This is a genomic window from Streptomyces sp. NPDC050619 (assembly GCF_040654815.1).
GTDB lineage: Bacteria > Actinomycetota > Actinomycetes > Streptomycetales > Streptomycetaceae > Streptomyces.
The window spans coordinates 1-14685 of the sequence record NZ_JBFAIR010000086.1; the positions used below are offsets into that span (position 1 = coordinate 1).

The 14685-nt window shown below is 64.9% G+C and carries 10 protein-coding genes and 1 pseudogene; 8 read left to right on the forward strand and 3 right to left on the reverse strand.

Annotated features, from left to right (window positions below; all coding sequences use genetic code 11):
* Window positions 1-279 precede the first annotated feature (279 nt).
* The 5 genes and pseudogenes from AB0I77_RS52650 to AB0I77_RS52670 form a co-directional block, all read left to right on the forward strand.
* A complete protein-coding gene (locus tag AB0I77_RS52650; RefSeq protein ID WP_363290176.1) occupies window positions 280-852 on the forward strand; it encodes a TetR/AcrR family transcriptional regulator in 573 nt (190 codons plus the stop codon).
* Window positions 853-1906: 1054 nt separating this feature from the next.
* Window positions 1907-2776 carry an alpha/beta hydrolase gene (locus tag AB0I77_RS52655; protein WP_363290177.1) on the forward strand — a complete coding sequence of 290 codons (870 nt, stop codon included), beginning with the start codon at window positions 1907-1909 and terminating at the stop codon, window positions 2774-2776.
* Between the two features lie 339 nt (window positions 2777-3115).
* Window positions 3116-4585, forward strand: a complete 1470-nt coding sequence (locus AB0I77_RS52660) for an amidase (RefSeq protein WP_363290179.1) — start codon at window positions 3116-3118, stop codon at window positions 4583-4585.
* 78 nt (window positions 4586-4663) lie between these two features.
* Window positions 4664-5911: an NADH:flavin oxidoreductase/NADH oxidase family protein gene (locus AB0I77_RS52665; RefSeq protein WP_363290180.1), complete on the forward strand. Its 1248-nt coding sequence runs from the start codon at window positions 4664-4666 to the stop codon at window positions 5909-5911.
* A 325-nt stretch (window positions 5912-6236) separates the two neighbouring features.
* Window positions 6237-6516: pseudogene (locus tag AB0I77_RS52670) on the forward strand (AraC family transcriptional regulator); the annotation flags it as partial.
* 40 nt (window positions 6517-6556) lie between these two features.
* Here the strand turns inward: AB0I77_RS52670 and AB0I77_RS52675 are convergent.
* The 3 genes from AB0I77_RS52675 to AB0I77_RS52685 all read right to left on the reverse strand — a co-directional run bounded on the left by AB0I77_RS52675 (window position 6557) and on the right by AB0I77_RS52685 (window position 10039).
* A complete protein-coding gene (locus tag AB0I77_RS52675) occupies window positions 6557-8287 on the reverse strand; it encodes a helix-turn-helix domain-containing protein (RefSeq protein ID WP_363290181.1) in 1731 nt (576 codons plus the stop codon).
* A gap of 92 nt (window positions 8288-8379) precedes the next feature.
* A complete protein-coding gene (locus AB0I77_RS52680) occupies window positions 8380-8844 on the reverse strand; it encodes a hypothetical protein (protein WP_363290182.1) in 465 nt (154 codons plus the stop codon).
* A 13-nt stretch (window positions 8845-8857) separates the two neighbouring features.
* Entirely contained in the window at window positions 8858-10039 is a 1182-nt protein-coding gene (locus AB0I77_RS52685) for an FAD-dependent monooxygenase (RefSeq protein WP_363290183.1), read from the reverse strand.
* Between the two features lie 223 nt (window positions 10040-10262).
* Between AB0I77_RS52685 and AB0I77_RS52690 the strand changes: the two genes are divergently transcribed.
* The 3 genes from AB0I77_RS52690 to AB0I77_RS52700 all read left to right on the forward strand — a co-directional run bounded on the left by AB0I77_RS52690 (window position 10263) and on the right by AB0I77_RS52700 (window position 14215).
* Window positions 10263-12137 carry a CocE/NonD family hydrolase gene (locus AB0I77_RS52690; protein ID WP_363290184.1) on the forward strand — a complete coding sequence of 625 codons (1875 nt, stop codon included), beginning with the start codon at window positions 10263-10265 and terminating at the stop codon, window positions 12135-12137.
* 53 nt (window positions 12138-12190) lie between these two features.
* Window positions 12191-13168 carry an NADPH:quinone reductase gene (locus tag AB0I77_RS52695; protein WP_363290186.1) on the forward strand — a complete coding sequence of 326 codons (978 nt, stop codon included), beginning with the start codon at window positions 12191-12193 and terminating at the stop codon, window positions 13166-13168.
* A 90-nt stretch (window positions 13169-13258) separates the two neighbouring features.
* Window positions 13259-14215, forward strand: a complete 957-nt coding sequence (locus AB0I77_RS52700; RefSeq protein ID WP_363290185.1) for an alpha/beta hydrolase — start codon at window positions 13259-13261, stop codon at window positions 14213-14215.
* Window positions 14216-14685 lie beyond the last annotated feature (470 nt).

A 14685-nucleotide genomic window follows, 5' to 3' on the forward strand; every position in this document is an offset into this window, starting at 1 on the left:
ACCTCAAGAGTCCGCGCAATCGAGCAGTTGGACGTGTCCCGGTCGAGTCGATGATCCATACCGGCGTCCTGCAGAACTTCGGTCCACGCATCCATGGGAGCGATTCTAACCGAGTTTGAGTTTACTTTTAGATACTCAGTTACCGCCGGGTGCCCGCCTCGGAGCGTGTGCCATTCACATCGCCTCACGTTCGTAATATTATGTACGTCAGACCATGACCTAATCTTGGACTGCAAGGCAACGGCCTTACATTGCTTACATTCCGACGGAAGGAAGCCCGTGGCGCGCTACGCCAAGGAGCACAAGCAGGTGACGCGGCAACGGATCATCGAGAAAGCCGCCCACCGATTCAAGCAGGACGGGATAGACGGCTCGGGCATCTCGACACTGATGGCGGACGCCGGGCTCACCAACGGAGCGTTCTACGCCCACTTCGCCTCCAAGGACGACCTCGTCGCCAACGTTGTCGCCGAGGAACTGCGCACACAGGCGAAGGGGTACGACACGCTGCGGCCCGGCCGACAGGGACTCGAGGACTTCGTTCGCGACTACCTGTCGCCCGAGCACCGTGACCAGCCCAGTACCGGGTGCCCCTCCGCAGCGCTGCTCGACGAGATCGGCCGGTGCACGGACGACACCAAGCAGGCGTACACCGAGGGCACGACGGCCGTCGTGGAAGAGATCGCCGCCCGTCTGGCGCCTGCGGATCCGCAGTCCGCTCGCGGCAGGGCCATCGGGCTCTTCACCATGATGGTGGGCACGCTGCAACTGTCCCGCGCCCTCGCCGACCGTAAGTTCGCCGACGAGGCCCTCGAGGAAGGAATCGAGAACGCCCACATGTTCATGAGCTGAGAGGTACGACCGAGCCGCAACAGTGTGGCGGTCGACCTCCGCCGGGCGATGCGCAAGGGCATTGAGCCGAGCGCGGATGCGATCAGCATTGCGCGCATCCGGGCACGGCCTACTCGCGGACTCGTGAAGTGGCCTCTTCGACCTCGGTCCATGACCTGTTGACGGGCGTCGATCACCCGGGCCGAAGAAGCCTCTGCCACTCTCGCCATTGGCGACGAGCACGGGCTGATGGATGACGGAGAGGCCCTGGGGCTGCGCGAGCCCCCAGCGGTGGATGGCCTTGAGCTGGGCGAAGTACGACGGGAGGGAGATCTCCTTGTCCCGGTCATGGGTGCGCTCCTGGAGACTGGCCAGGAACTGCTTTCCGGCTCGGCGCCCGTACGCGGTGCGGGCGAAGAAGAGGAACTGCTTCCGGTCCTGGAGAGTGAACAGGGCCCGGACGGTGTCGAGATGGGACAGCCGGCTCACGTTCTTGATGCCCTCACCGCCCGCGGGACCGGTACCGCTGAGGATCAGCTTGCGGACGAGCTGCGGTTCGTCCTGCGCGATCACCTGAGCCATGTCGGCCGCCTGCTCAGTGAAGGCCTTGGCGTACCGGAAGTACCTCGCCAAGGCCACTTTTGCGCTCTACGCCGGCGTCAGCCACGCGGGCGAAGATCATCGCGTCACGCAGGCCGTTGGCATAGAGGACGGGCGCTTGATGGCCTAAGCTCCGCCCGCAGCTCGTCGAAGGGGGCGCCGGCAGAGAGCCCGCCGCACTGAACACGCCCTGCGCCGCCATGCCAGAGACCACGGGCCGCCACCCATGAGCCGAGTCGAGACACGGTCGAAGTGCTCGCACCGCCTGCCGGCACCGCGCCCACCACGAGACATGGCGCACACGAAGGATGCGCCCCTCTTGCGACCCGTCGACCAACCACTTAGAATTATGATCGTAATTTTATTTGCGGACACGCGCTCGTCACCGGCTACTGACCCACTGTCGGCACCCGCTCGACCGCATGTTCCGGGGCGAGATGAAGCCCCGACACCCACCCACACGAAAGACCTGGCCATGAGCGCACCGCGAAACTTCCCCTCCGCCTCACAATCCTCGTACAAGACCGCGCCGACCCGCTCCGTGTCCGTTGACGGGTTGGACTTCGTCTATCGGCAACTCGGCCCCGAGGACGGCGTGCCGCTGATCCTCCTGATTCACACGGCCGGAAACCTGGACGACTGGGATCCGCGCGTCGTCGACGGACTCGCCGCACGACGTCGGGTGATCACCTTCGGAAACCGCGGGGTGGGCGGGTCGGGCGGCTCCACGCCGGACACGATCGAAGGGATGGCCCGCGACGCGGTGCGGTTCATCCGCGCCCTCGGCTTCGACCAGGTCGATGTGCTCGGCATGGCGCTGGGCGGCTTCATCGCACAGGTCGTCGCGGAAGAAGAACCGCACCTCGTCCGCAAGGTCATCCTCGCGGGCGCCGGCCCCGCCGGCGGCGATGGCATCGACAAGGTCCCGGCTCTCGCCATCCAGGACACGATCAAGAGCACCCTGACCCTCCGGGACCCGAAGCTCTCCATCCTCTTCACCGACACCGCAAACGGCCGACGGGCAGGACACGACCTCCTGCGACGGCTGAAGGAGCGCACGGACAACCGCGACAAGGACATCTCACTGACGTCGGTCCGTGCCCAAATGAAGGCCATCAAACGATGGGGCCGACAGGCCCCGTCAGACCTGTCGGCCGTGCGCCAACCCGTCCTCGTAGCCCACGGTGAGAACGACCGGATGGTGCCCAGCCAGAACGCACTCGACCTGGCCGCCCGTCTACCCAAGGGCGAACTTGTCCCCCTCTACCCTGATTCCGGCCACGCAGCGATCTTCCAGTACCACGAGGATTTCGTCGCCAGGGCGCTTGGGTTCCTCGAGGCCTGAGCTTGACCGGATGTCGTTGGAGCGGGCCTCGCATTCGCCGTGCTGACGCCCGGACCAGAGGCACGATGCAGTCTCCGACTGATCGGGCGCGCCTCCCGCAGCGTCTGACGACTCCGACATCTGGTGGTAGGGCTCCGCCAGTTCCGCATCTCACTGACAGGCGCACACCCACTGCGATCCGGCCTGGAACTTCCCGGCGATCGCGTCGATCACCCAGGAGGACTGGAAAATCAACGTATGGTCATAATAGTATGACCGTTCGCCATTGGGTGATCAGGTGAGACCCCCCTCTCGGCCTCCGGGCCCGCCGAATCAGCGCCAGCAGAAACGAGGCTCTCCGTGCATGAGCTCCCGTTCCAGTCAGCCGCGGACCAGTTGGGTGCGCTGGCCTCGGGCAAGGTATCGAGTGAGGAACTGCTCGAGGTCTACCTGAGCCGCATCGACGCCCACAACGGGACGCTCAACGCGATCGTCACCCTTGACGTCGAACGGGCGCGGCACGAGGCCAGGAAGGCCGACGCGAAACGCGCGAGCGGGGTAGAACTCGGCCCGCTGCACGGTCTGCCGATCACGCTGAAGGACAGCTACGAGACCGCTGGTATGCGCACCGTCTGCGGTCGGCGCGACCTCAAGGACTACGTGCCCGAACAGGACGCCGAGGCGGTGCGACGGCTGCGTGCCGCAGGTGCGGTGATCATCGGCAAGACCAACATGCCCGCGGGGAACCAGGACGTCCAGGCGGACAACCCGGTGTTCGGACCAACGCTGAACCCGTGGAACACCGCACGCACGTCCGGAGGCTCCGCAGGGGGTGGCGCCGTGGCTACCGCCGCGGGCTTGACCGCTTTCGACTTCGGCTCGGAAATCGGCGGATCCACCCGGATCCCAGCGCACTTCAACGGCCTCTACGGCCACAAGGCGACCTGGCGGTCCATCCCGCTCATCGGCCACGTGCCGGGCGGACCGGGTGCCGGACGGTGGGGGGAGATCGACCTCGCCTGTGCGGGCGCCCAGGTGCGCGAGGCACGTGACCTTGTCCCCGTCCTCCACGCGACGGTAGGACCACCCGAGCGCGACGGCGGGTTCAGCTACACCCTCGCACCACCCAGGGCGAGCGAGCTGGGCGGCTTCCGGGTCGCGGTGTGGCCCGAGGACCCCTCCTGCCCCGTCGACCACGACGTCGTCACAGCGATGGACGATGCCCTGAATGCCCTCAAGGCGGCCGGCGCGAAGGTCGAGGTGCGGCCCTCCGGCCTCCCCGCTGACATGGCGACCAGTCATGACATCTTCCTGCGCCTGCTCTTCGGTGCGTTCACCTACGACCGATCCGGACTGACAGCGGCCTCCAACACAGCGCTCCTCGCGCGTCTCGCCCAGCATCCTCGTGGAGTTGCGATGCACGCCCTGCGAGGAACCTTCCAGTCCCACTACAGCTGGCTCCAGGCGGACGTGGCACGCCATGAGCTGCGGCAGCGGTGGACCGAGTTCTTCCGGGACTTCGATGTCCTCCTCATGCCGGTCACACCGACCACGGCGCCGCCTCATCACAACAAACCGATCGACAGATTCGGACGCCGGATCCAGGTCGACGAGCGGCCTCGCCCCTATTGGGACCAGGTCAAGTGGAGCGCCATCGCCAACGTGGCCGGCTCTCCGGCGACGACCATCCCCGTCCGAACCGGCCGAGACGGTCTGCCTGTCGGGCTCCAGGCGATGGGTCCGAGCGGCGGCGACCTCACCACCATCAAGTTCGCCGAGGTCCTCGGCCGAGAACTCGAGGGCTACCAGCCCCCACCGGCCTGCATGTGACGATCCGCCGACCCGTACTGCCCCGAACCCGCCCCCCAGGCAACCCCGTCTGGCGCCGACCACCGAAGAAAATCCTTGATGAATACGCTGCACACCCCCCTCACTCTCCCGAACGGCCAGATACTGGCCAACCGCCTGATGAAGTCAGCGCTCAGCGAATCGCTGGGAAACAAGAACAACGCACCGGACGAGCGCCTCGGCCGTCTCTACTCCACCTGGAGCCGAGGCGGCTACGGCCTCATGATCACCGGCAACGTCATGGTCGATCGCGCACAGCTCGGTGAACCGGGCAACATCGTCATCGAGGACGAGCGTCACCTCGACGCGCTCTCACGCTGGGCCAAGTCAGCCCAGGACTCGGGCGGTGCGATCTGGGCACAGCTCAACCACCCCGGGCGACAAGCCAATCCTCTGGCACTCGGACACACGCCGGTGGCCCCCAGCCCGATCCCGCCGAAACTGCCCGGAGCCACGACGCCGCGCGAACTGCGACCGGCAGAGATCGAGGAGATCATCGAGCGCTTCGCCACGGCAGCTGCCGTGTGCGAGACAGCCGGCTTCAACGGCGTACAGGTGCAAGGGGCCCACGGGTATCTCATCTCGCAGTTCCTGTCACCGCTGTCGAACCGCCGCGACGACGCCTGGGGCGGCGATCCCGAGCGGCGCATGCGTTTCGGCCTCGAGGTCGTCCGCCGCATCCGCGGCCGCGTCAGGCCCGGCTTCGCGGTGGGCATCAAACTCAACTCGGCGGACTTCCAGCGGGGCGGATTCACCGAGGACGAGTCCCAGGCCGTGCTGGCCGCGCTCGCCGACGAAGGCATCGACCTCATCGAGGTCAGTGGCGGTACTTACGAGTCCATGGCGATGAGCGGCTCGTCGGCCCCCAGCACCAGGGCACGCGAGGCGTACTTCCTGGAATACGCCCGCACTGTTCGCAAGCTCGTGGGTGACATCCCGCTCGCTGTCACAGGCGGATTCCGCACCCGCGATGCCATGCAGCGAGCCGTACAGGACGGCGAATGCGACGTGGTCGGCATCGGCCGGCCGACGATCACCACGCCAGACGCGGCCCGGCTCATCCTCGAAGGGCAGGCCGAGGCACTCACGGCACACCAGGTGCGCTACGGCATGAGAACCCTGCTGGGCAAGATCACCGACCTCAAGGCCCTGGACGGGGTACTGGACATCAGCTGGCACACCGACCAGATACATCGCCTCGGGAACGGCCTGCACCCCGACCTGAATCGCGGCAGTCTCGCAGCCACCGTCGCGATGGTTCGGCGAAACGGGCGCACCTCGTTCCGCGCCAAGCGAGGCGGGTCATGAGCGCCTGCGGCTTCAACAAGTCGGAGCCCGCTCACGTCCCCTTCTGCCCATGGTGCTGATCATGCTGAGGCCATCTGGGTCCCCGGGCCGTAGCCCTTGCCGGCTGGCTGGGCGACCTCATTCGCGGCAGGAGTCAGGTTCGGCGAATCGCGGGACCAACGAACACCTCGTACCGCAATGCGGTGATGCTTCTCCTCCCCCTTGAGGGCGAAGCGGAGGAACTGGAGGGCGAAGATCAGTCGCAGGTGCGCTGCCTAGGCTCGTAGCGTGGTCGCTACGACCCGGAGGACGCCAGAACCCGGAAGAGGTCGAGGACCGCCCGGCCGTGCTCGCCCCGCGCGTCGACGTAGTGGCTGTGTACGGCCACTACGAGGTCCTCACCTGCAGCGTCGACGGCCGCCCAGCCCGCACCAACTCCGACTTCTCGATCACCGTCGAGCACGGCCCGGAGGCGCTGCTCACCGCCGACACCGTGGTCATCCCGCCCTTCACCACCACCGCCGTGCCCCTGGATGGTCGCCGACCTCTTCCGCTCATGCTTCCCACAGGTCGCACTCGATCCCGACGTTCTGTTCATCGACGACGGAGACATGCTGACCTCTGCGGATCTCGCCGAGCGCTCCCGACCACGCCGGGGCAACGCCTTTAGCCCTCGGTTGCCGAAGAGTCCGATGCTGCCCGGATGTCGTCAGCTGCCAAGGCGGCACTGAACTGCAAGACGTCTGAAGGACTTGCGACAGAGAGTCCCGTCAGCGTCTCGATGCGCCGAAGTCGCTGGGAGATCGTGTTCTTGTGAACGAAGAGCTCTTGAGCGGACACATCGGCGCGGCAATCATTGGCCAAATAGGTTCTCAGGGTGAGGATCAGGTCTGTCGAGCGCTCAAGATCGCTCTGGCGCAGGGCACCCAGCACGCGATCACTGAAGCTCGCGACGGCCCTGTGGTCCTCCAGCTGGAGCAACAAGCCCACCACCCCCAGGTCCTCGATGGTGCGAACCAGCGGAGCCTGGGAGCCGCCGAGTTCAAGCGCGCCTCGTGCTAGCCGGAAGGCCCCGGCCAGGTCTTCTGAACCGCTGGCCGGGGCCACTACCGCGTGTACCTGAGAGCCGATCGCGCCGTGCGTGAGGGCGGCAGCTATGTCCTCCGCGCCTTCGTTGATCGGCCAGAGAGCGACCCAATAGTCGCCGAGCCGGCCGCACACAAGGCGGGCTCGTCGGCTTGAAATGGATCGCATCCGGCGTCCGAGCGGCGAGTTGTCGACTTTCGCGGCACTGCCTTCGCTTCGATCCTTCATCACGACTACCTGAACCTCATCGACGAGCAGATTTGCTCGTAGTGCGCGCCGGCGGGCCGCAGCGCGCCGCTCAGGATCGCCAGAACAAAGATCCCCGATCAGATCGTCTCTGAATCGGGCTTCGGCTTCGGCCGCGGTCCGGTCGCGCAGAAGCAGGAGCGCGCAGACGGTCGCCGCATGCTCCAGTGCACGAGCCGCCATGTCGGGGGCGAGGGTCGCACCAAAAGCTTCGATTCGTGCAGCTACCTCCCCGTGCAGGAGAACCACTGCCGAGTTCGAGTACTCCGGCGTCAGGTCTTCGATCGAGTCGGAGCCCGCCTGTGCCAGTACGAAACCTGAGTCGTCGACGATCTTCAGGAATCCAGCGCCCACCATCTGCGCGGACTCATGTGCAAGGTGGGCGAGATCCGAGTCGGTGAGCGCCACGTCGGTAAGGCGACGATGCAACTCCTGAGATCGCTCGTCCCGCGCCTGTCGGTCGCGTAGTTCCTTGTTGAGATCCTCGAGCTGATTCATTCGGCCGGTCTCTGCCTGGCGGAGCCGCGTGATTTCGAGAGCCGCGCTCGCAAAATCCGTCAGGGCCTCGACCAAGTGGCGAAGCTGGGGATCCGGGTCCATGACCTCTCTGTTGTAACAATTGAAGGTCCCGACGATCTGGTTACCCGCTCGCAGCGGCACAGCCAGCAGCGTCCTATAACCCTGCGCCCTCGCTGGACCGGACCACTGAGTGAAGTCAGCATGCTGCGTGATGTCAGACACCCACACGGAAACACCGGAGGTATACGCCCTGCTGGAAGGCGACTCACTCCCGGTGCTGCCAAGCGTCAACGGGTTCCGGGAGTTGATCTGCTCGACGTAGAAGGTATCCAAACCCGCCCAAGCACGGATGAGCAGCCGAGTTCTCGACTCGTCGGGGAGAAGCACTGCGCAAAAGTCGAAGCCGGTGAGCTGGCGCCCAACGGCGACCAGCCTCTGGTGCAAGTCTTCGGACGAACTCCCTGCACCGGCCTGACGGGCCAGCAACTCAAGCGCTGCGATCCACACAGCGGTTGACGTCACTTCGTGAGGCATCGGCTTGCTCAAGGGATGCCCTCCAACCTGACGACTCGCAGGTGATCGTCACCCGTGATCCCGACTCAAGGGTAGGCCAGGAGCCGGCCTGAAGGGTGTGCCCATCAAGGCTCGATCGGCAGGGATGAGTTCTCGCTGTCGAGATGTTCGACAGTCGTGAATACGAGATCGGCTTCCCCCACATTTTCGATGTCATGAAGCAGAAACTCGCCGCGCGCGAATCCGAAATGACGTGTTTCACCTGCTTCGTACTCCACTGCGCGAGTCGTTCCGTCGTGCGTGTGCTGAATGCTGCGGCCAGGCGTGATGGCTGTCCAGAAGTAATCGAGCACGTGACGATGAGCGTGCCATCGCTCGCCGGGCGCCAGCCGAATCTCCCAAACCCGCACACGGGGGTCTTCGCTGAGGAGACGCGAACCCACATGTCCATCCTGCGCGTGAACGCGGAACTCTTCGATTAGCTCATCAGTCCAGCCGGCGAAGTCGCTGGCGATCAGTTCGCCTGCCAGAGGCAGATCAAGACTGCTCGCGATGGGAGTTTTTCGATTGGTCCGGGAGCTCTCACTCATGATGCTTCTTCCGTTAGATGCCGGGCCCATAGAGACCGAACCGGAGTTCGGGATCCGCTGGGCGCCAAGAGTTGTCGAACTGTGAACGCTCGCCCATGGCCTGGACGCGCGACTCAAGCTGAGCGCTCAGGGCGAGTTGAATCGGCTCCCAGACCTGAAGGGCTTGTTCCAGGTCGCCGCCTGTCTTTTCGATTTCCGTGGCCAGATTCCATGCGTCGGCGGCGGCCTTGGCGGTGCCGGCCGCCGCGTGCGGGCGAGCGGCGCATGCGGCGTCACCGAGTATCGCGACCCGGCCTCGGACCATCTGTGCAGCGCGAATGTCACTGACGACCTGGACGTAGGGAGTGTCGCAGCGCAAAACAATCTCGGCCGCTGCGGGCGGTAGGTCGCGACCTGCGTCGGCCTGCATCCGTTCAACCTCGATGTGCGGAACCTGGTCGGGATGCAATGACAGAATCCCGTCGGATGCGCCCCCAAGGAACTGATCGAGTTGGCGTCCCGCCGGAACGTTGCGATACCAGACGAAGTTCATGAGTCTTTCGGTTCTGCCGTCTTTGATCGGACTGGGCACGGGATACATCACGATGTGTGAGTCGGGCACGACCGCGTAGGTCACGGAGTCCTCGAGAACCGCACTCGTTTCGCTGCTCAACACACGCTCCGGCACGAGGCCGCGCCACCCGATGTAGCCGGCGTACCGGATGGGTGTGTTCGGTGAGACGTACTGCCGGCCCACCGAGTTCACCCCGTCGGCGAATACCACGAGGTCGCCGGTTGCGAAGCCGCCATTGTCGAACTCGACGGTCGCAGTCGACGCGTCCTGAACGACCGCCACAGCGCGGTGTCCACGCCTATAACGGTCGGCACCGAAGTCCCGCAGCAGCGCCGAGTGGAGGGTCGCCCACGAACTGTAGGACCACTGCGCGTACTCGCGGTGGGCCACGTAATTGTCGATGCCCAGGTATTGGACGAGATGTGTCGAGGTAGTGAGGCTCTCCAGCGTCTGCGTACTGCGTTCAGTGAACCAGCGGATCGTGTCCGGCTGCAGCACGATGCCGCCGCCGCGGGCGTCGTCGCGGGTCGATCGCTCGAAGACGTCGACGTCCCAGCCGAGGTCGCGCAGCAGCAGCGCGGTTGTGAGACCGCCGATCGACCCTCCGACGACGACTGCCCGACGGGACTTGGGTTCGCGCATGCGTCGACCTCCCCAGTTGCGGGAGACATCGGCGCACCTGCTCGATGCCTCGGGCATTCAGCCTCGGAGACGCGGTGTGAGCAACACTATGTTCGGGGCCACATCGCGGGCGACTGACAGTGTGAGTGAGCACATGTCGCTGGGCCGTTCCACCGCGGCATCCTGGTCTGACCTCGATGTGGCGCGGCCACCAACTTGGCGGCCTACTACGGCTAAATCCGCCATGGCCTCGGCCGCCGCGATGGCGGTACTGGTTGGTTCGTTCGCTCAGCTCTTGTTCGCCCTCTACCTCGATCCCAACATCGATTGGTGCGTTGAAGTACATCGCGACGCACTACGGCGACATACGAGACCGGAGGCCACAGTGGATACTCAAGAAGAGGTGGCGAAGACGATGCTTATCGAACGAGACATGCCGATCGAGATGGACGATGGCATCGTTCTGCGAGCTGACGTCTTCCGTCCGAATGACGGCTGGGCACATCCAACGCTCATGACCTACGGGCCCTACGGGAAAGGCCTGGCGTTCGCCGACGGGTACCCGACGGCATGGAACAAGATGGCTGAGGAACATCCGGACACGGTGACTGGCTCGACCAACATCCACCAGTGCTGGGAGGTAGCGGACCCGGAGAAGTGGGTCCCCCATGGCTACGTCATCGTCCGCGTGGACTCTCGTGGTGCCGGCCGGTCGCCTGGCTTTCTGGATCCCTTTTCCGAGCGAGAGACCGAGGACTTTCGCGAATGCATCGAATGGGCGGGCCGACAGGCGTGGAGCAACGGCAAGGTCGGCCTGAACGGAATCTCATACTACGGGATGAACCAGTGGCGGGTGGCCGCGCTGAAGCCAGGGCCTCTCGCAGCGATCTGCGTATGGGAGGGCGCCTCGGACTTCTACAGAGAGGCTGCACGCCATGGCGGAATTCTGAGCATGATGCTGCTGAACTGGTATGAGATGCAGGTGCTATCGGTCCAGCACGGACGAGGGGAGGCGGGACCGCGGAGCGCTGCGACCGGTGAACTGGTCTGCGGCGATCAAACGCTGAGCGAATCCGAACTCGCCGCGAACCGGGCTGACCTGCCAAAGTTTCACCGCGCCAACGAGTTCATCGACGCCTACCGTGAGCGTCAGACTGATTTGTCCCAAGTTGATGTGCCGCTGTTGTCCGCCGGCAACTGGGGCGGGCAGGGACTGCACCTCCGCGGCAACATCGAAGGCTTTTGCAGGGCATCTTCGACGCAGAAATGGCTTGAGATCCATGACGGTGAACATTGGGTGGAGTTCTACACCGACTATGGCGTAGACCTTCAGCGCCGGTTCTTCGATCACTTCCTCAAGGGTGAAGACAACCGCTGGGACGAACAGCCGCGCATCCAAATGAGGGTTCGGCACGTCGATGGAACGACGGAGGTGCGACACGAAGACGCATGGCCACTTCCCGGGACGGCCTGGACCGATCTGCAACTGGACATCGATCGAATGCACTCTGGTGCCGCCACTGAATCGGTCATTTCCTTTGACGCCAACGGCGAGGGCATCTCCTGGACCACCGAACCGATGGAGGGGACCACCGAGATCACGGGCCCGGTTTCCTGTCGGCTCTTCGTATCCACTACTTCTACGGACGCGGACATATTCGCCGCGCTACGCGCCTTTGACCCAGCTGGGAATGAACACGTGTTTCAAGGTGCTATCGATCCCTTCAGTGCAGTGACGAAGGGGTGGTTGCGAATGTCGCACCGGGAGCTCGATGAGCGCCTTAGTACACCGTACCGGCCGTTCCATTCGCATGAGCGGGAATTCGAGGTCATCCCCGACGAGATCTACCAACTTGATGTCGAACTGTGGCCCACCAGCCTGGTCCTACCACCGGGCTGGCGACTCAGCTTGACCCTGCAGTGCTCCGACTGGTTTTACGACTCGGCGCCGGAGACTCGACTCTCGAACTTCAAGAATGCAATGCAGGGTTCGGGACCTTTCCTGCACGACGATCCGTCGGATCGTCCAGCGTCCGTCTTCAGCGGACGTACGTCGATTCATCTGGGGGGCAAGCACACATCCTTTCTCCGCCTCCCGATCGTCCCGGCAAAGGAGTGATGAAGATCAGAGCCGCAGGTTACGCAACCACAGGAGGTCGCGATGTGCTCCGCATGGTCGACCTCCCCATACGCGATCCGGGCGCAGGCGAGGTTCGGGTGAGGATCCACTACTCAGGCGTCAACCCGACCGACTGGAAGACCCGCATCGGCGGCATCCACATGCCGATCCCCGACGGCCAGGTTCAGGTTCCGCACCTCGACGGCTCCGGGATCGTGGACGCCGTCGGCCCGGGGGTCGAGGACCTCGTGCCGGGGGACAGGGTGTGGTTGTGGCTCGTCGCCTTCAAGCGCTTGGAGGGGACCGCGCAGGAGTACGCCACGGTTCCGGCTCGACTGGTCCGCCCGCTGCCCGACACGGCCTCTCTGGAGTTGGGCGCCGGACTCGGGGTCCCCTTCATCACCGCTCATCATGCGCTGACGCTCCGTGCCGGAGGCCCGACTCAGCTCGGGCCGGGGGCGCTCGCAGGGGTCACCGTGCTGGTCGCGGGGGGAGCTGGTGCTGTCGGCAACGCTGCGATCCAGCTGGCAACGTGGGCCGGTGCGAGCGTGATCACGACGGTCAGCAGCGAAGCCAAGGCCCGCCTTGCGAGGGCCGCCGGTGCCCGGATGGTGGTGAACTACCGCACGCAGGACGCCGCCGCCGAGATACGGCGCCTCGTGCCGGACGGGGTGGACATCGTCGTTGAGGTCTCGCCGTCCACCAACGTCGGCCTGGACCTCGCGGTCCTCGCGCCGCACGGGCTGGTCGTCGTCTACGCCAACAACGGTGGCGACGACGTCACCATGCCGGTCCGAGCCCAGATGACTCTGAGCGTCACCTGGCACTTCGTGCTGCTGTACAAGATGACCGACGTCGTTCTCGACAACGCCGTCGCATCCATCGACAGGGCCCTGGCAGCCGGAGTTATCGGCGTGGGTGAAACCAGAGGGTTGCCCGTCCACCACTATCCGCTGGAGCGAATCGCGGACGCCCACAGGGCAGTGGAGTCAGGAATCGTCGGAAAAGTTCTTCTTGACCTGTCCGCATGATGCCTCTGCCCGAACCGGCTGGGACTGCCCGCACAACCCATCGGCGCTCGCACGAGCGGCCGTCAACCGTAATACCGGAGGTATGAAGAAATGAGTCTGAAGAACCAGGATGTCGCTGCGGCCACGTCGGTGAAGGAAGACATCGAGTTTCGCGCCGACAGCGGGGTCATATTGCGTGGCTGGGTGATGACCCCGGACTCCGAGGGCCCGCATCCCACCATCGTGATGACCCCTGGATTCTCTTCGTCGATCACCCGCCTCGAAACTGTCGCTGACGCCTTCGTCGCTCGGGGGTTCGGAGTCCTGCTGTACGACCAGCGGACGTGCGGTAGCAGCGACGGGGAGCCGCGCCAGGACGTCGATCCTGTCGCCCAGGACCGGGACATGCAGATGGCGCTGTCCTTCGTGGAGCAGCATCCAGCGCTTGACAGCGACCGCATCGGCCTCTGGGGCTCGAGCTACAGCGGGGGAAACGTGCTCGTCGTGGCCGCCATGGACCGCCGGGTGAAGGCTGTCGTCAGCCAGGTGCCCTTCATCTCTGGTTACGAACAATTCGTGCTGGGAAACGGCGAAGGCGGGCTCGCCGCGATCAACGACAACATGGACAAGGACAGGCAAGGAAGGCTCAAGGGTGAGGAGCCTGGCCGTATCCAGCTGGTGCGGATGCCGACCGATCCGGCTGACCAAGCCGTCCTCTTCGAGGACCAGGCGGACTACGAGTACCTGGTGGGTGGTCCCCAAGGCCCCGCCGAGGGATGGATCAACAGCGTGACCATCCGATCGACTGGCCGGGCGCTGGCATATGACGTGCGTCCGTTCATGCGCCGCATCAGCCCGACGCCTTTGATGATGGTCGTCGCCGGCGACGACCGGACCACTCCGCCCTCCCTCGCTCTGGAAGCCTATGAGGCGGCGCTTGAGCCCAAGGAGCTCGTCATGATCTCAGGGGGACATTACGGGGTATACTGGCCTCACCTCTCCCGGGATCTTGTCACCGCCGCCGCAGCCCGTTGGTTCGAGACCCATCTGGGCAAGGCCACGCATTGAGTGGTGGTGGGTCGCAGACCGGCCGGCGAAGTCACCCGGAGGTTCAGGGTCGGCCTCGCTGACCACATCGCGGTCGGAAGGCGACGCGAGAGTTCGGCGCGTGACGCGGCAGCTCACCGAACTCGTCGCCGAGCACCGGCCCCGACGCCGCACGCGACACGGCTCCGCGTCTGATGGCCGACGCGGTATCCGCCGCACTGCGGACGTCCGTCAAGATGCGGGCACCGGGTGATAGCGACGTCTCGCTGCCCGATCTGGTCCGCGAGATGTCTCACGCTGCGCGCCGAACTTCCCATCGGTTCCGTCGCACCGGCTTCATAGCCGTCCCCATCCTCGACGTCGGCCACCCGCCAGGTGATCAGACGATTCCGTACTCCCCTCGATGAGGGGAAAGAACGAGGACCCGATGAGTACCTTCCACCCCGATCTCAGACGAGGTCGCTTCATCCCCAATGTGTCCTACGGACGTC